Here is a 16,942-nt window from a genome sequence, read left to right on the forward strand (position 1 = left end):
ACTGGAAGGGGGTTCAGGGTATCATGCGGCCTTCCCCGCGATCCTTTTTCCCAGTGCCCACGGGCGCTTCGGGAAGTCCCCAGAGCCCGATGGCCACCCGAAGCAAAAGCAGCCAGCGCTGGCTCAAAGAGCATTTCGCCGACCCCTACGTGAAAAAGGCGCAGGCCGAGGGCCTGCGTTCGCGCGCGGCGTACAAGCTGGAGGAGCTGATCGAGCGCGACCGCCTGCTCAAGCCGGGCATGGTGGTGGTGGACCTGGGCGCGGCTCCGGGCGGCTGGTCGCAGTTCGTGCGCAAGGCGCTGGGCGACAGCGGCCGGGTGGTGGCGATGGACATCCTGGAGATGCCCGGCCTGGCCGGGGTGGACTTCCTTCATGGGGATTTCAGGGAGGATGACGTCCTATCGCAGCTGGAGGCGATGTTGGGCGGGCAGCAAGTGGACCTTGTGCTGTCGGATATGGCCCCCAATAAGAGTGGTGTGGATGCGGTCGACCAGCCGCGCATGATGCATCTGGCCGAGCTGGCGATGGATTTCGCCGACGGCCACCTGAAACCCGGCGGCGCGTTCCTGATCAAGCTGTTCCAGGGCACGGGTTTCGACGGCTACGTGCGTGAACTGCGGCGGCGTTACGAAAAAGTGGTCATCCGCAAGCCGGATGCGTCACGCAAGCGTTCGCCGGAAGTCTATGCACTGGGCCAGGGCAAGCTGCTGCACAAGAAATGAGCGCCCGGAATCGGTAGTTCGATACGGGTCGATGTAGTCTGGCAATCGCGTCATTTAAGGAATATCCGGAGTCGATGAGGATGAATGGTTTGACCAAGAATCTGCTGCTATGGGTGGTCGTCGCCGTCGTGCTGATGGTGGTGTTCCAGAGCTTCTCGCCCAGCATCGGCGGGACGGCGGGCGGTCGCGAGACCACTTACTCCGAATTCCTGCAGGAAGTGGACAGCGGCGCCGTGGGTTCGGTGAATTTCACCAACGACAGCAACCTGGTCACCAACGCCATCCAGTACAAGCGCACCGACGGCAGCACCGGCACGGTCTATGGTCCGCAGGACCAGAGCCTGGTCAACATCCTGGTCAAGAAGAACGTCACCATCACCCGCGAAAAGCCGGCCAGCGGACTTTCGCTCGGCTCGATCCTGATGACCTTCCTGCCGGTGGTGCTGATCATCGCGTTCTGGATCTTCATGATGCGGCAGATGCAGGGCGGCGGTGGCGGGGCCAAGGGCGCGATGTCCTTCGGCAAGTCGCGGGCCAAGCTGCAGGGCGAGGACCAGATCAAGGTCACCTTCGCCGACGTCGCCGGTTGCGACGAGGCCAAGGAGGAAGTCAGCGAGCTGGTCGAATTCCTGCGCGACCCCGGCAAGTTCCAGAAGCTCGGCGGCAAGATCCCGCGCGGCGTGCTGATGGTCGGCCAGCCCGGTACCGGCAAGACGCTGCTGGCCAGGGCCATCGCCGGCGAAGCCAAGGTGCCGTTCTTCAGCATTTCCGGTTCCGACTTCGTCGAGATGTTCGTCGGCGTCGGCGCCAGCCGCGTGCGCGACATGTTCGACCAGGCCAAGAAGCACGCGCCATGCATCATCTTCATCGATGAAATCGACGCGGTCGGCCGCCATCGCGGCGCCGGCCTGGGCGGTGGCCACGACGAGCGCGAGCAGACCCTCAACCAGCTGCTGGTGGAGATGGATGGTTTCGAGGGCGGCGAAGGCGTGATCGTGATCGCCGCGACCAACCGCCCCGACGTGCTCGATCCCGCCTTGTTGCGTCCGGGTCGTTTCGACCGCCAGGTGGTCGTCGGCCTGCCCGACGTGCGCGGCCGCGAGCAGATTCTGCGCGTGCACATGCGCAAGCTGCCGCTGGCCGACGACGTGGTGCCGATGGTGATCGCCCGCGGCACCCCCGGTTTCTCCGGCGCCGACCTGGCCAACCTGTGCAACGAGGCGGCATTGTTCGCCGCGCGCGAGAGCGGCAAGGAAGTGCGCATGGAGCACTTCGACCGCGCCCGCGACAAGATCATCATGGGCACCGAGCGCCGCTCGCTGGCCATGAGCGAGGAGGAAAAGCGCAACACCGCCTACCACGAGTCCGGCCATGCGATCGTCGGCCGCCTGGTGCCGGAGCACGACCCGGTCTACAAGGTCACCATCATCCCGCGCGACCGCGCGCTGGGCGTGACCGTGTACCTGCCCGAGGGCGACAAGTACAGCATCAACCGCACCGGCATCGAGAGCCGTCTGGCCACGCTGTATGGCGGCCGTGTCGCCGAGGAACTGATCTTCGGTTCCGACAAGGTCACCACCGGCGCCTCCAACGACATCGAGCGCGCCACCAAGATGGCCCGCAACATGGTCACCAAGTGGGGCCTGTCCGAAGAGTTGGGTCCGATCACCTATGCGGAAGAGGAAGAAGAAGTATTCCTCGGCCGTTCGGTTTCCCAGCACAAGAACGTCTCCGACGACACCGCGCGCAAGATCGACGAAGTGGTGCGCACCATCCTCGACAAGGCCTACGCGCGCACGACCAAATTGCTGACCGAGAACATCGACAAGCTGCATGCGATGGCCGAGGCGTTGATGCAGTACGAGACCATCGACGTGCCGCAGATCGACGCGATCATGGAAGGCCGCGAACCGCCGCCGCCGGTGGGCTGGACCAAGACCGACAAGGGCGAAGTGCTGCCGCTGCCGCCGATCGGCGGGCCGGCCGCGCAGACCTGATCCGTTCCGCCGGTTGTTTTCGTCACGAAGGACGGCCTTGGCCGTCCTTCGTGTTTTGGGGCGTGCGTTTTTGGGGACATAATCATCGCGCCGTCATCGCGGGGTTGGAGGAGCATCGATGAAAAGCAGTCGCATGGCCCTGGCCATCCCGCTGGGCATCGCCATTGGCGCGGCGGTCGGCGTTGCCACTGGCAACCTGGCCTTGTGGATCGGCGTGGGCGTCGCCATCGGCGTGGCCCTGGCCGCAACCGAAAAGGACAAGAAATCCTGATGTTCGACACCACGCCGCAACTCGACTGCGCCGGCCGCCTCCTCAAGCTCGATCGCCCGCAGGTGATGGGCATCGTCAACGTCACCCCGGATTCGTTTTCCGATGGCGGCGCCCACGACGACCTGGAAGCAGCGGTAGCGCATGCATTGAAACTGGTGGAGGAGGGCGCGGACATCCTCGACATCGGCGGCGAATCCACCCGTCCGGGCGCCGACGAGGTTCCGCTCGAAGAGGAGCTGCGCCGCGTCATCCCGGTGATCGAGCGGCTGGCGAAGGAAACCCGCCTGCCAATCAGCATCGATACCTCCAAACCCGAAGTGATGCGCGCCGCCGTCGCTGCGGGCGCGGGCATGATCAACGATGTGTATGCGCTGCGCCGCGAGGGCGCGCTGGATGCCGCGGCCTCGCTGGGCGTACCGGTGGTGCTGATGCACATGCTCGGCGAACCACGCTCCATGCAGCAGGCGCCCGACTACGACGACGTGGTCGGCGACGTGCACCGGTTCCTGGCCGAGCGCCTGTTCGCCGCGGAGATGTCCGGCATAGCCAAAAAGAATCTCATCGTCGATCCGGGCTTCGGTTTCGGCAAGAACACGCAGCACAACCTCGCCCTGCTCGCGCAGCTTGAGCGCTTCAACGAACTCGGCGTGCCGGTGCTGGCGGGACTTTCGCGCAAGCGCAGCATCGGTGAAATCACCAGTCGCGATGCGGCGCAGGATCGCGTTGCAGGTTCGGTCGCCGCCCACCTGATCGCCGCACAGCGCGGCGCCATGATCCTGCGCGTGCACGACGTCGCCGCCACGGTGGATGCCTTGAAGGTATGGAACGCGGTCGCCGCAGTGCCGACGCCGCGGGCGAAACCGGTCGACGCTACGATCCGCTGGCCGGATGACGATTGACCGCTGCTTCCAGCGACTGTTGTTCCGCGCAGCGGGAGTCGCCGCCGTCGACCCGCCGGTTGCGTCCCGGCACTGCGGACAGGGTCCGCGACCACGGACTGCGTGGCCGCAGCGGCGGGTTGGGCGCTAGCCGCCGGGAATCCGCGGCTGCGAGCCGTTGACCCGGACACGGGTCGGGACGTTGTTGCTCTGTTTCCAGTAGCGAAGCAGTTGGCGCAAGGCTTCGGGCTTGTTGAGCGGCTTGCCCAGGCCCGCCTGGTTTTTGCTGTTTTCGCCATGACAACCGGCGCAGGTGCGGATTTCGCCCGGCTGCAGGGTCACCCATACGCGTTCGCGCACCACCGGGTTGCCGCTGGCGTCGGTGGTCTGCCATGACAACGCGCGGTTGGCCGGGACGAAGATGGCGGTGGAACCATCCGCCGCGATCTTCACGCTGCCCGCAGGTCCGCCCGCATTGGCCGGATTATTGCTTCCGGACATGGGTTGCGCGATCACCCGCCGGCCGCTTTCCTGGTAGATGGAATCGTTGTCGTAACCACGCACCTGGTTCCCCTGCAGGACCTGGTAATGGGCGATGTCGTACACCTTGCCAGCGTCGCCCAGGGTCCTGGTACCACCCGGCACCTGCAGGTTGAACGGCTGCTGCTTGTCGTCGCGATCGCGGCTGGTCTGGTTGCGGGTCACGATCAGCGCCAGGTTGTTGGTCTTCAGCCAGCCACGCAAGGCGGCCTCGTCGATCTGCTCCTCGGTCAGGATCGATCGTTCCGGCGATTCCAGCACCGAGGTGGCGGCCGCGGGACGGGTCCTGGCGACCACTTCGACCGGTTCGATTTCCCACAGCGCGCCGTTGAATTCGCGCTTGGTGTCCGGATCCCACCAGGAAATGTTCTTGACGATACCGGGCGTGAGCGCGATGCCGGGAACCAGCATGCCGGAAGCGTTGGTGGTCAGCTGCTGCAGGCGCAACTGGATGCCGGCCTGGGCGGCGGGGCTGGCGGTGTACGCGGCGATCATCTGCCCGCCGGCCAGCGGCAGCGGATCGCGGAAGCGTCCGCCGGCGAGATTGCCGTTGGAGTCGGCGGCCGGCGACGCATCGACGATGGTCATCTGTTCCGCATTCAAGGTCGGCGCACCGCTGATGCGCACGATCTGGTTGCTGGTCAACGTGCCGAATTCGCGCGTGTAGATCGCGTAATAGGTGCCCGGGTTCAACGGGTCTTCGCGGACATGGAACAGGCCGCCATCCATGCGGATGTATTTCTTGTTGGCGATCAGCGCGGTGTTGGAATATTCCGACAGGGCCGGATCGTTGCTGAAGGACTTGGTCAGGTAGCCGAAGGACAGTTCCTGCCGGCCGATGTGGTTGAGGGTGAGTTCCTCGGTCCCGTCCTGGTTCATCTGCCATGGCGTGAACAGGTTGAAGGTGAAGCCGCCGACCGGTCCGTAGGCGCTGCTCATGCCACCACGCGATTCGGGGAAGGTTTCCGTCTGCGTTCCCAGGTTGGCCGCACCCGCGGCCTCGCTCGCGTAGTTGGTGGCGCCATAACCGCCCGCATCGGCCTGCTGGTCGCGTTGCAGATGGTCCCAGCGGGTGAAGATCACCCGGCCGTAGCTGTCGATGATCGGCGAGAACGCGCCGCTGGGCGTGTGATTGAGCAGAGCGAGCTTGCCACTGGCGGGGGTCAGGCTGTAGATGCCGGTGATGGTCGGGGTGCTCTCGTATTCGTCCAGTTGCGGGTACAGATGCGCTTCGCCGCCGCGCGGCCGGTCGGAAGTGAACAGGATGCGGTCGTCGCTGGCGTACAGCGGGGAGACGTTGTTGTAGGCCGTCGGCTGGTTGGGCACTTTCTTGATCACCGCCGTCTGGCCCTTGGCCAGGCCGGTGACTTCGTATAGCTGCCATTTGGCCGTCGGGTGTTCGTAGCGCGCTGGCGGGCCGCCGACCAGCATGCTGAAGATCGCCTTGTTGCCGTCCCAGTGCACCGACGGCTCGCGCACGGCGATCGCGTTCGCCGCCTGCAGTCCCTCCATGCCGAATCCAGCCTCCTTGGTCAGGTTGCGCAGGCTGCCATCGGCGTAGCGGATCATCAGGTCGCCGCCGCGCGGGACCGAATTCATGCTCGGCAGGTGGTTGGCGAACGTCGACATGCGGCTGGCGAACAGGTCGCCGGCGGTCGGCACCTGGGTCACGAACAGGATCGGGTTCTGGATCGCCGCGGCACTGACCGCGAGTGGCGCGGAAACGGCGGCCTGCGCGGCCGGGGCCTGCACACGAGCGGCCGCCATCGCGGAAATTCCGGTGGAAGCCGTCTGCGGATCGCCGCTGCACGAAGCCAGCAGGGCCGAGCAGGCCAGCAACGCCATCGGCCAGCCTGTGCCGGACAGGAATCCACGCGAATTTTTCATGCGATCACTCTGGAAGGGAATCGATAACAGGGTTTACCGATACGGACACGGTGCCGGCGGCAACGGATCGACACACAGGCGCTTGCGCTTGCATCGACCCGGCGACCCGCACTGCGTACGCCGGTTGCGGAACCGTCCCCCCTTTGATCGCATGATGAGCAACCCGGCGGATCCGCGCAGCGCGGACTGTACACCGAATGCTTCGCCGGACCCGCTGCGGGCAGGGGCGGAAAGTGATGCATCTCCCAAAAATCCAGCGCATGGGCCCGTGCAGGGTCATCTTCCGGACAGCTTCGGCCTCCCCAGGCCCGGGCGGGGCGGCAAGGTAAGCTCTGCACCGGATCCACCCGGGAACAGCAATGACCACAGCCACCACGACTCCGCAGCGCTCGCGACTGCCCGCGGCGTGATCCACCGATGAGCATCGATCGACGGCCTGTCGCCATTGCCCTGATGGGCCCCACCGCTTCGGGCAAGACCGCATTGGCGATGGAATGGGCGCAGCGCCTCGGCGGCGAGATCGTCAGCGTCGATTCGGCGCTGGTCTATCGCGGGCTGGATATCGGCGCGGCCAAGCCCGAGGCGTCGATGCTGGCGGCGGTTCCGCACCACCTGATCGACGTGCGCGAACCCTGGCAGCCGTATTCGGCGGCCGAATTCGCCGCCCATGCCCGCATGGCCATGGACGGCAACGCCGCGCGCGGCAAGCTGCCGATCCTGGCCGGCGGCACCGGCCTGTATTTCCAGGCCTTGCTGGAAGGGCTGGCGCCGATGCCCGAAGCCAATCCCGAACTGCGCACGACGATTGCCGGGGAGGCAGCGGAGCGCGGCTGGCCGGCTTTGCACGCCGAACTGGCGGCGATCGATCCGCGCGCCGCCGCGAAAATCAAACCCACCGATCCGCAACGCATCCAGCGCGCGCTGGAAGTGTTCCGCCTCAGCGGCAAGCCGATCAGCGAATGGCAGGCGATGCCCGCGCGCGAACGCCTGCCGTTCCGTGTGCTCAAACTGGTGCTGGCGCCGCGCGACCGCGCGGTCCTGCACCGGCGCATCGAACAGCGCTTCGACGCCATGCTCGAAGCCGGCTTCATGGGCGAAGTCGAGCGTTTGCGCGCGCTGCCGCCCTTGCAGGCGGTCGAGCGGCCGCTGGATCTGCCGGCGATCCGCGCCGTCGGTTATCGCCAGGCCTGGGAATATCTGGACGGCACGCTGGCGGAAAACGAATTCCGCGACCGCGCGATCTTCGCCACCCGCCAGCTGGCCAAGCGTCAATTGACCTGGCTGCGGGGGGAGCTGGACGCGCGCTGGTTCGACCCGCAAACCGACCGGGACGCGCTGAAAGCCGCCCTGGCGCTGTTCCTGCCCGCGGTTTTGGGCACTGCGTAGCTGGCCTATTGCCCGTTGTTGTGTAACATCGGCCATCCGGGCTGCGGCAGGGGAGCTTCGCGCCGTTCCGGACCTATAAAAACAACACCTATTGAAATAGGCGGGAGTACGAAATGTCCAAGGGGCAATCCTTGCAGGATCCTTTCCTGAATGCGTTGCGGCGCGAGCGGGTGCCGGTGTCGGTGTACCTGGTCAATGGCATCAAGTTGCAGGGCACGATCGAGTCGTTCGACCAGTTCGTCGTCTTGTTGCGCAATACGGTCAGCCAGATGGTCTACAAGCACGCGATTTCCACGGTGGTGCCGGCGCGGAATGTGCGGGTGGGGCCGGGTGGCGGTTATGTGCAGGGTGGGGAAGGGGACGAAGAGGAAGGCGGCGAAGAGAACGAGTAGTTCTTTCTTGCTCGTCATCCCGGCGAACGCCGGGACCCAGCGTCTTTGTTCTTGTTCGTCATCCCCGCGTAGGCGGGGATCGCTCCTCGCTCTTGTCTAGACGCAAAGCGTTGACCAGCTTCGCTGTTGAAAGCCGCGCGATGCGCGAGTCACTTTCTTTGCTTGTGCAAAGAAAGTAACCGAAGAAACACACCCTGACGCCGCGCCCCACGATGAAGCCGTGGGATGCGCAAGCGGCCTGGGAATTTCCGGAAGGCACATCCCTATGCCGTCCGGAAACGGCGCGCATCGTGCGCGCCGCCCCTGCGGGGTTTGTCCCAGCCCGCTTGCCGCGGCTCACGGGGGTCGAAGAGCCCAAAAGTCAAAAGCGCAGGCCAAATCCGAAGCAAAATCCCCTCCACCCTTTGTAATCCGCCCCTCCGCCCCCACACTTGACCCATGTTTGAACGATCGAAGAAGGGCGAGCACGCCCTGTTGATACAACCCATGCGCGCCGGTTCCGGGGGAAGTTCGCCGGATGACGGGGCGCAGGAGGAATTCGCCGACCTGGCCCGTTCCGCTGGCGCAACCATCGCGGCGGTGGTCACCGCGCGTGTGGACAAGCCCAGTCCGTCGACCTATATCGGCAGCGGCAAGCTGGACGAGGTCAAGGCCGCGGCCGATGCCACCGGCGCCGACCTGATCCTGGTCAACCACTCGCTGAGCCCGGGCCAGGAGCGCAACCTGGAGAAATTCCTCGAGCGCCGCGTGCTGGACCGGACCGGGCTGATCCTGGACATCTTCGCCCAGCGCGCGCGCAGCTTCGAAGGCAAGCTGCAGGTGGAACTGGCCCAGTTGCAGCACATGGCCACGCGCCTGGTCCGCGGCTGGACCCACCTCGAGCGCCAGCGCGGCGGTTCCATCGGCCTGCGCGGCCCGGGTGAAACCCAGCTGGAAACCGACCGTCGCCTGCTGCAGAAGCGCGTCGACCAGCTCGAGAAGCGGCTGGAGAAAGTCGAGGTGCAGCAGAACCAGATGCGCCGTGCCCGGGTCCGCAGCGAGATGCCGCGGGTGGCCCTGGTCGGCTACACCAACGCCGGCAAGTCGACCCTGTTCAATGCCTTGACCGGCTCCGACGCCTACGCCGCGGACAAGCTGTTCGCCACCCTGGATCCCACCGTGCGCCGGCTGAACCTGCCCGGCGGCAGCATCATGCTTTCGGACACGGTCGGCTTCGTCCGCGACCTCCCGCACGAGCTGGTCGCCGCGTTCCGTTCCACCTTGTCGGAAGCGCGCGAGGCCGACCTGCTGCTGCATATCATCGACGCCGCCGATCCGCTGCGCGACGACCGTATCGCCCAGGTCGATTCGGTGCTGCAGGAAATCGGCGCCGGCGACATTCCGCAGGTGCTGGTCTACAACAAGATCGATCGCATCGACGGCGCGCAGCCGCGCCACGACCAGCCCAATGAGGGCCGCGAACGGGTCTGGCTGTCCGCGCGCGACGACCTCGGCCTGGACCTGCTGCAGGACGCGCTGACCCGGCGCCTGTCGCTGGTCCGCGTGCAGGGCGCGTTGCACCTGCCTGCCGCGCATGCCGAACGCCTGCGTTCGCGCCTGCACGCATTGGGCGCGGTGCGCGGCGAAACCCACGACGAGGACGGCTGGCATCTCCAAGTCGACCTGTCCCTGGCCGACGCCCAGCGCCTGGCCGTGCAGGCCGGCGGCGCGCCGCTGGAGGCGTTGTTGCCCGAAACCCCGCAAGAAGAATGGATGGCGTAGGGCAAGGCTCCCTTGTGGGAGGGACGTAGGAGCGGGCCTTGCCCGCGATGCCTTTCGTTCCGGGCGCAGCAAAAAGCATCGCGGGCAAGGCCCGCTCCTACAAAAACAGGCCTCTCCGCAGGGCCGATGCTTGTTCCTGAGGGTTCCGACCCTATCTAGTAGAATCAGACCCGCAACGGCCCCTGCGCCCGCGCTCATCATCAACGTGGAGTAGGCATGGCCTGGAACATCCCCGGTAAGGGCGGCCCCGATAGCGGCAGCCCCGGCAACGGCTCGAACGGCGACAGGCCCAAGGGCAATCCCTGGAAGCCCAGGAAGGGCGCCGGCAACGGCGGCGGCAACAGCTTCGACGGCTGGCTGGAGCGCCTGCGCGGCCTGTTCGATGGTGGCGGTGGCGGCGGCAACCCGTTGCGCTGGATCGCCCTGGCCTTCGTCCTGCTGATCGTGTTCACCAGCTTCACCCTGATCGGCGAGCAGCAGCGCGGCGTGGTCCTGCGCTTCGGCCAGTTCGCCCGGGTCATGCAGCCCGGCCCCAACTTCAAGTGGCCGTGGCCGATCGAGAGCGTCACCAAGGTCACCGCGACCCAGATCAAGAACTTCAGCAACACCGTGCCGGTGCTGACCAGCGACGAGAACATCGTCAACGTCTCCTTCAACGTCCAGTACCGGATCAGCGACCCGCGCCTGTACCTGTACGGCTCGCGCGACGCCGATGAAGTGCTCAAGCAGGCCGCGCAGAGCGCGGTCCGCGAACAGGTCGGCCGTTCCGACCTGGACACCGTGCTCGGCGTGCGCGGCCCGCTCGGCAGTTCCGCCAAGGAACGCCTGCAGCATTCGCTCGATGCCTACCGCACCGGTCTGATCGTGACCGAACTGAACCTGCCCGACGCCCGTCCGCCGACCGAAGTGCAGCCCGCCTTCGACGAGGTCAACAGCGCCCAGCAGGTCCGCGAGAGCCTGGTCAACCAGGCCCAGGCCTACGCCGCCAAGGTCGTGCCCGAGGCCCGCGGCGAAGCCGCGCGCCTGCGCACCACCGCCGACGGTTACAAGACCGCCAGCGTGGCCCGCGCCACCGGCGACGCGGCCCGCTTCTCGCTGCTGCAGGAACAGTACAAGGCCGCCCCGGAAGTCACCCGCAAGCGCCTGTGGCTGGAAACCGTGCAGGGCGTGCTGGCCCAGAACCGCAAGGTGGTCGGCGGCGACGGCCGCCAGCTGATCTACGTGCCGATGCCGGCGCAGGGCGGCGGCGCCAGCGCCTCCGCCTCCGCACCCGCGGTGCTGCCTTCCGATGTGCTGATGCCGGCGGTGCAGAGCGCCGCCCCGGCCGCCTCCGACCGCCCCGACCGACCCAGCGGCCGCGAGGAGGTCGAACGATGAAAACTTCCCTCTACGCCGCCATCGCCGCGATCGTGCTGTTCGGCCTGCTCGGCTCGGTCTACGTGGTCCGCGAGGACCAGACCGCGCTGGTCCTCAACCTGGGCCGGGTGGCCCGCGCCGACATCAAGCCGGGCCTGCACTTCAAGGTGCCGCTGGTGGAAAGCGTGCGCGTCTTCGACCGTCGTTTCCGGACCCTGGAAACCGCGCCGGAGCGCTACCTGACCCTGGAACGCAAGGACGTCAGCATCGACTTCTTCGCCGTGGGCTACATCTCCGACGTGCGCGCCTTCTACCGCGCCACCGGCGGCGACGAGAAGGCCGCCAGCGACCGCCTGGCCCCGATCATCACCGACTCGCTGCGCAACGAGATCAACTCGCGCACCCTGCAGCAGCTGGTGTCCGGCGACCGCAACGACATCGTGGCCAAGCAGCTGACCGCGATCAACGACGGCGCCGCCACCCTGGGCATGCAGATCACCGACATCCGCCTGAAGCAGATCGACCTGCCGACCGACAGCGAAGTGATCAAGCAGGTCTACGAGCGCATGCGCGCCCAGCGCATGCAGGTAGCCAGCAAGCTGCGTGCCGAGGGCGAGGAACAGGCCCGCACCATCCGCGCCTCCGCCGACCGCGACCAGACCGTGCTGGTCGCCGAAGCCACCCGCGATGCGCAGAAGCTGCGCGGCGAAGGCGATGCCGCCGCCGCCAGGATCTACGCCGAAGCCGCCAACCGCGACCCGGGCTTCTACGCCTTCCAGCGCAGCCTCGAGGCCTACCGCGCCTCGTTCAGCGACGGCCAGAGCGTGATCGTGCTGGACCAGGACGACCCGTTCCTGCAGTACATGAAGAGCGATCGCTGATCCCGCTTTCCTTCTCCCTCCGGGAGAAGGTGGCGCGAAGCGACGGATGAGGGAATGCGGTCCGGCCTGCCGTGGAGTTCCGAAGGGCCTTGTTCCCCTTCCCTCATCCGCCCTCCGGGCACCTTCTCCCGGTGGGAGAAGGGAAGAAGAGGTAGCCCCCGCCCCCCAAAACCCGGATAATGCACAAAAGCCGGATGGGGCTGCTCTGAAACGAGTGCTTCCCCTCCGGCTTTTTCCGTGTAGTGCCCCGTAGGAGCGGCCATGGCCGCGACCGGGTACTCCACGGTCGCGGCCATGGCCGCTCCTACGCAAAGCTATCGGAGTTCAAACATCATGGGTCAGTCAGTCGTCGTTCTCGGTGCCCAGTGGGGCGATGAAGGCAAGGGCAAGATCGTCGATCTGCTCACCGAGGAAATCGGCGCCGTGGTGCGCTTCCAGGGCGGCCACAACGCCGGCCACACCCTGGTCATCAACGGCAAGAAGACCGTCCTGCACCTGATTCCCTCCGGCATCCTGCGCGAAGATGCGCTGTGCCTGATCGGCAACGGCGTGGTCATCTCGCCTGCCGCGCTGATCAAGGAAATCGGCGAGCTGGAAGAAGCCGGCATCGAAGTGCGTTCGCGCCTGAAGATCTCCCCGGCCGCGCCGCTGATCATGCCGTACCACATCGCCCTGGATCAGGCCCGCGAAATCAAGGCCGGCGGCAAGGCCATCGGCACCACCGGCCGCGGCATCGGCCCGGCCTACGAGGACAAGGTCGCGCGCCGCGGCATCCGCATCGCCGACCTGCATTACCCGCAGCAGCTGGCCGAACTGCTGCGCACCGCGCTGGATTACCACAATTTCGTGCTGACCAAGTACCTCAACACCGACGCGGTCGATTTCCAGAAGACCCTGGATGAGGCGCTGGCCTTCGGCGAATACGTGCAGCCGATGAAGTCCGACGTCGCCGGGATCCTCCACGACCTGCGCAAGCAGGGCAAGCGGGTCATGTTCGAAGGCGCGCAGGGTTCGCTGCTGGACATCGACCACGGCACCTATCCCTACGTCACCTCGTCCAACACCACCGTCGGCGGCGCGCTGGCCGGCACCGGCGTCGGCGCCGATGCGATCGACTACGTGCTGGGCATCTGCAAGGCCTATGCGACGCGCGTGGGCGGCGGTCCGTTCCCGACCGAGCTGGACGATGAAGTCGGCGAGGAAATCCGCAGGAAGGGCCAGGAATTCGGCGCCACCACCGGCCGCCCGCGCCGTTGCGGCTGGATCGACATCGTGGCGTTGAAGCGCGCGGTGGCCATCAACGGCATCAGCGGACTGTGCATCACCAAGCTCGACGTGCTGGACGGCATGGAGAAGCTGAAGATCTGCATCGCCTACGAGTACCACGGCAAGCGCACCGAGTACGCGCCGCTGGACGCGCAGGGCTGGGAAGAGTGCACCCCCGTGTACCTGGAATTCCCGGGCTGGGAAGAGAACACCCACGGCATCACCGAGTGGGACAAGCTCCCCGCCGCCGCCCGCGCCTACCTGCGCGCGCTGGAAGAACTGGCCGGCTGCCCGCTGTCCATCGTCAGCACCGGCCCGGATCGCGACCACACCATGGTCCTGCAGGATCCGTTCGCGTAATCGTTCTTGCCCCCTCTACTTGCGTTTCCCTTCAAAAAAAAATCCCTGCAACGCAGGGATTTTTCCTTTACGGCGCGCGGATCCGCTACCTGCTGGCGATCACTCGCGCGGATAGACCCGCGGCGCTGCTTCGTCCAGCCAAAGCAATTGCAGGTCCTTGCCGACGAAGCGCACGCGCAGGCTTTCGTAGCCGTCGACTGCGAACAGATCCTGGGTGAGCGGCGTCAGCCGCACCGTCGGCCGTCGGGGCAGGGCCAGCCACAGCACGCCATCGCGCTGCGCCACCTCGATGGCATCGGGTGATCCCGGCTTGCGGTAGCGTCCGGCCAGCGCCGCGAGCGCGCCGCTGTCCAAGGCCGGGGGTTGCAACCGTGCCGCCACGCCGGCCTGGGCCCAGGCGTAGTCGCGGCGCCGCTCCGGGTCAACGTTCTTGGCCTGCAATAGCCGTTGCAAGGCAAGCTCCTGCGCCTTCTCCAGCGCCTGCTCCGGCGGCGTGTCCACGTCGGGCGCCACGCCGCTGCCTTCCCAGTTGCCGCCGCTCACGGCGTGCTGCGGGCGACCGTAGGACACGCTGAGGATGAAGTCCGGGGCGATGGGCAACAGCTTGTTGTTGTTGGCTGCGCCGACGGTCTTGGCGCCGACCAGTTCGCCCAGGTGGAACTGCTGCACGTCGTAGGCGAAGGCTTCGGCGGCCGAGGCGGTCTGGCCGTTGATCAGCACGTACAGGGGTTTTCCCTTCAGCCGTCCGGCCGGCAGGTATTCCAGGGTGCGCGACTGGCTGGGCGGTTTGGAGCCTTCCAGGAAGCTCAGTTCCAGCACGTCCGGATCCATGAAGTGGCTGACCAGGTAACGCACCGCGCCGTGCGAGCCGCCGCCGTTGTTGCGCACGTCTATCACGAGGGCATCGCCGCCCTGCAGGAAGCGCATCGCCGCGTCGTAGGCGGCGCCGGTTTCGTCGTTGATCCAGTGGAAGCCGGTCACGCGCAGGTAGCGGAGATTGCCGGGCAGGATCTTCATCTCGCCCAGGCCGTGGTTGCTGCGCTCGGCCAGCCGTCGGTAGTAGGCGTCTTCGCCGGCCGCGCTTTGCGGTTCCGATTGCGCCGCGGCGTAGGCGGTGGGATCCACGCGCAGCGACAGGTGGCGGTCGTCGCTGACCTCGCGCAGGTCGCGGGTGATGCGGTCGGCGAACTGGACCGCATCGTCGGTGTCGTAGTCGCCGGCGCGCTGGCTGGCGTCCAGGCGTTCGATGATTTTCGGCCGCATTTCGGGGAAGACGTAGCCTTCCCGGAATTCCTTTTTGATCGCGGCCAGCGCGGCGTCGCGCTGTTTGGCCGACAGGCGTTCGGCGGCCCAGGCGGAGGCGCCGGAGGTGTTCAAGGCGGCTGCGGCGCCTAAGGCGATCAGCACTGCGATCCTGCGCAACGAAGTCATGGGCTTGCCTTTGTCCTGGTCGGTTTGGGTGGGGATTGCTTGGTCGGGGATTGCTTGGTTGGAGATGGGGAACCCTGCGCGTCGAGGCTGGCCTGGGCCTGGCTCATGCGCGCCTTGAAGGGTTGGCGTTCCAGTGCGTCTATCGCTTCGCGCAGCAGTTGCGAAAGGGGCAGGGACAGTTCGTTGTCCAGGGTCTGGGCGGCGGCGTTGGTGATGGCCCATTGGCTTTCCAGCGCGGGCAGCATTTCCAGGGCGGCGGGGCTCAGGGCGACGATGCGTTCGCGGGCGTCGCTGCCGACCCGCATTTCGATCAGGCCGTCGCGGGCCATCTGCGAGACGGTCTGGCTGACGGCGGAGTGGCTGATGCCGGCGCGCTGGGAAAGGGTGCGGATCGAGGCCGAGCCCAGTTCGCGCAATACCCGCAGGACCGGGGTGTAGCGCGGGCGGTAGTTCAGGGCCAGGTCGGCGTAGGCGGCCTGGACGGAGCCGTCCAGGGTTTCGATGAGGTGCCTGAGCAGGGTGCCCAGGGTGGCGTTGGCGGGGACTGGCATGGGGATAATGTATAAGCACTGTTACATCTCCGCAATCCCTGGTCCGGGGGTGGCTGGGCTACGGCGGGACGCGGATCACGCTGGCCAGAGATTGGCTGCAATCAGGGTCGGCGACCTTGAACGCAGCCTCGGGAGCTTGAACGCAGGGTCGGCGGGCTTGAACGCAACCTCGCGGAGCTTGATTGCAGGGTCGGCGGGTTTGAACACAGCCTCCGCGACCTTGACCGCAGGCTGGGCGAGCCTGAAAGCAGCCTCTGCGAGCTTGAACGCAGGGTCGGCAAGCTTGAACGCAGACTCGCGGACCTTGAACGCAAGCGCGGCGAGCCTGCCTGCAGCCTTTCCGTCCTTGAACGCAGCGACGGGGAGGCTGATTCCCTGCTTCCCGGCAATGGCAGTGCAATCGCCCGGGGCCGGGCGCCGTCCGGCGGGCCGCGCAAACAGACAGGCCACCCGAAGGTGGCCTGTGGCGTACCTGGGTTGCCGGGTCACGTGTCAGCTGGCAGCGGCTTCCGGCTTGGCGCGCGGGCCGCGGGCCCAGCGCCCGCCGATTTCCTTGCGCAGTTCCTTCAGGCCGTGGGCGTCGCCGACCAGTTTGATCTGGCCGTAGCCGTCCAGGGCGACGTCCATGATGTCGTTGCCCAGGGCGCTGGTGGTGTCGTCCAGCCGCGAGTGCAGGCGGCCGAGGCGTTCGAACACGGGGCGCAGGCGGTCCAGTGCCACCAGGTCGGCCTGGGCGCCGGCCACGTCCAGGCTGGCAGGGACGATGTCGGGGTTGTCGCCCAGGACGCGGACGGTCTGGCGGCAGAACACTTCGCTCTTGTCGCCCATCCACAGCAGCTTGCGGCGTTCGCTGGGCTCCAGGGAGATCAGCCCGGGCAGGGCGGCCTCCAGCTGGGTCAGGGCGGCGAGGGCCGCGGCTTGCTGTTCGGCGGTGATGTCCAGCGAGATCAGGTTGAGGCTCATCGGTACTGCTCCTTGTTCCATTGATGGTGGTCGACCCGGCGATTCCGGGCCGGTGATGCCCCGCCGCGTCCCTGTCACGCGGTGGAGCGGGTGGGAATTTGGCAGGGGAGTGGGGTGGCTGGGAATAGGGAGATTGCGTGTTGTTTTGTAGGAAATGTCTGACCCGGGCGCAGCTCCTGTTGGAACGATGTAAGTCGTAAGGCTCATGGCGAGGAGGCTAGAAAATAGCCACAACGCTCTGATCCTGCTCCCCAATCCCATAGATGGTGCTAGCAAGTCGTATTGCGTAAGCTCACCGCT

At 66.5% G+C, this 16,942-nt stretch carries 15 protein-coding genes; 10 read left to right on the forward strand and 5 right to left on the reverse strand.

The features are described from left to right. Positions 1 to 89 precede the first annotated feature (89 nt). The 4 genes from rlmE (at position 90) to folP (ending at position 3,889) form a co-directional block, all read left to right on the forward strand. On the forward strand, positions 90 to 722 hold the full coding sequence (gene rlmE / locus CSC74_RS16080; RefSeq protein WP_162315513.1) for a 23S rRNA (uridine(2552)-2'-O)-methyltransferase RlmE: 633 nt from the start codon (positions 90 to 92) through the stop codon (positions 720 to 722). A gap of 80 nt (positions 723 to 802) precedes the next feature. Then, positions 803 to 2,719 carry an ATP-dependent zinc metalloprotease FtsH gene (gene ftsH / locus CSC74_RS16085; protein ID WP_162315514.1) on the forward strand — a complete coding sequence of 639 codons (1,917 nt, stop codon included), beginning with the start codon at positions 803 to 805 and terminating at the stop codon, positions 2,717 to 2,719. A gap of 118 nt (positions 2,720 to 2,837) precedes the next feature. Next, the gene (locus CSC74_RS17420; RefSeq protein ID WP_170865795.1) at positions 2,838 to 2,990 is read left to right on the forward strand and encodes a glycine zipper domain-containing protein; all 153 of its coding nucleotides are present in this window, start codon (positions 2,838 to 2,840) and stop codon (positions 2,988 to 2,990) included. Then, positions 2,990 to 3,889 carry a dihydropteroate synthase gene (gene folP / locus CSC74_RS16090; RefSeq protein ID WP_162315515.1) on the forward strand — a complete coding sequence of 300 codons (900 nt, stop codon included), beginning with the start codon at positions 2,990 to 2,992 and terminating at the stop codon, positions 3,887 to 3,889. The genes CSC74_RS17420 and folP overlap by 1 nt, the downstream gene beginning before the upstream one ends. 126 nt (positions 3,890 to 4,015) lie before the next feature. On the opposite strand, the gene CSC74_RS16095 is transcribed toward folP, so the two are convergent. Further along, complete coding sequence (locus CSC74_RS16095) at positions 4,016 to 6,295, reverse strand: HzsA-related protein (RefSeq protein ID WP_211369670.1); 2,280 nt, start codon at positions 6,293 to 6,295, stop codon at positions 4,016 to 4,018. 417 nt (positions 6,296 to 6,712) lie between these two features. Here CSC74_RS16095 and miaA point away from each other — a divergent pair, with 417 nt between their 5' ends. From miaA to CSC74_RS16125, 6 genes are all read left to right on the forward strand, one after another. Next, positions 6,713 to 7,681, forward strand: a complete 969-nt coding sequence (gene miaA, locus CSC74_RS16100) for a tRNA (adenosine(37)-N6)-dimethylallyltransferase MiaA (RefSeq protein ID WP_162315516.1) — start codon at positions 6,713 to 6,715, stop codon at positions 7,679 to 7,681. 113 nt (positions 7,682 to 7,794) lie between these two features. After that, positions 7,795 to 8,073, forward strand: a complete 279-nt coding sequence (gene hfq, locus CSC74_RS16105; protein ID WP_162315517.1) for an RNA chaperone Hfq — start codon at positions 7,795 to 7,797, stop codon at positions 8,071 to 8,073. A 438-nt stretch (positions 8,074 to 8,511) separates the two neighbouring features. Further along, positions 8,512 to 9,834, forward strand: a complete 1,323-nt coding sequence (gene hflX, locus CSC74_RS16110) for a ribosome rescue GTPase HflX (protein ID WP_162315518.1) — start codon at positions 8,512 to 8,514, stop codon at positions 9,832 to 9,834. Between the two features lie 216 nt (positions 9,835 to 10,050). After that, positions 10,051 to 11,211 (forward strand): FtsH protease activity modulator HflK, encoded by a 1,161-nt coding sequence (hflK, locus tag CSC74_RS16115; RefSeq protein WP_162315519.1) that lies wholly within the window; start codon positions 10,051 to 10,053, stop codon positions 11,209 to 11,211. Next, positions 11,208 to 12,071 carry a protease modulator HflC gene (gene hflC / locus CSC74_RS16120; protein WP_162315520.1) on the forward strand — a complete coding sequence of 288 codons (864 nt, stop codon included), beginning with the start codon at positions 11,208 to 11,210 and terminating at the stop codon, positions 12,069 to 12,071. The genes hflK and hflC overlap by 4 nt, the downstream gene beginning before the upstream one ends. A gap of 333 nt (positions 12,072 to 12,404) precedes the next feature. Next, a complete protein-coding gene (locus CSC74_RS16125) occupies positions 12,405 to 13,697 on the forward strand; it encodes an adenylosuccinate synthase (RefSeq protein ID WP_162315521.1) in 1,293 nt (430 codons plus the stop codon). 99 nt (positions 13,698 to 13,796) lie between these two features. On the opposite strand, the gene CSC74_RS16130 is transcribed toward CSC74_RS16125, so the two are convergent. The 4 genes from CSC74_RS16130 to CSC74_RS16145 form a co-directional block, all read right to left on the reverse strand. Further along, a complete protein-coding gene (locus CSC74_RS16130) occupies positions 13,797 to 15,128 on the reverse strand; it encodes a S41 family peptidase (RefSeq protein WP_162315522.1) in 1,332 nt (443 codons plus the stop codon). Then, the gene (locus CSC74_RS16135; protein WP_162315523.1) at positions 15,125 to 15,679 is read right to left on the reverse strand and encodes a MarR family winged helix-turn-helix transcriptional regulator; all 555 of its coding nucleotides are present in this window, start codon (positions 15,677 to 15,679) and stop codon (positions 15,125 to 15,127) included. The genes CSC74_RS16130 and CSC74_RS16135 overlap by 4 nt, the downstream gene beginning before the upstream one ends. 75 nt (positions 15,680 to 15,754) lie before the next feature. Next, a complete protein-coding gene (locus CSC74_RS16140; RefSeq protein ID WP_211369671.1) occupies positions 15,755 to 16,129 on the reverse strand; it encodes a hypothetical protein in 375 nt (124 codons plus the stop codon). 42 nt (positions 16,130 to 16,171) lie between these two features. After that, positions 16,172 to 16,642: a hypothetical protein gene (locus CSC74_RS16145; protein WP_162315525.1), complete on the reverse strand. Its 471-nt coding sequence runs from the start codon at positions 16,640 to 16,642 to the stop codon at positions 16,172 to 16,174. Positions 16,643 to 16,942: the final 300 nt, after the last annotated feature.

Origin of the sequence: Pseudoxanthomonas yeongjuensis (assembly GCF_010093345.1) — a bacterium.
Lineage (GTDB): Bacteria > Pseudomonadota > Gammaproteobacteria > Xanthomonadales > Xanthomonadaceae > Pseudoxanthomonas_A > Pseudoxanthomonas_A yeongjuensis.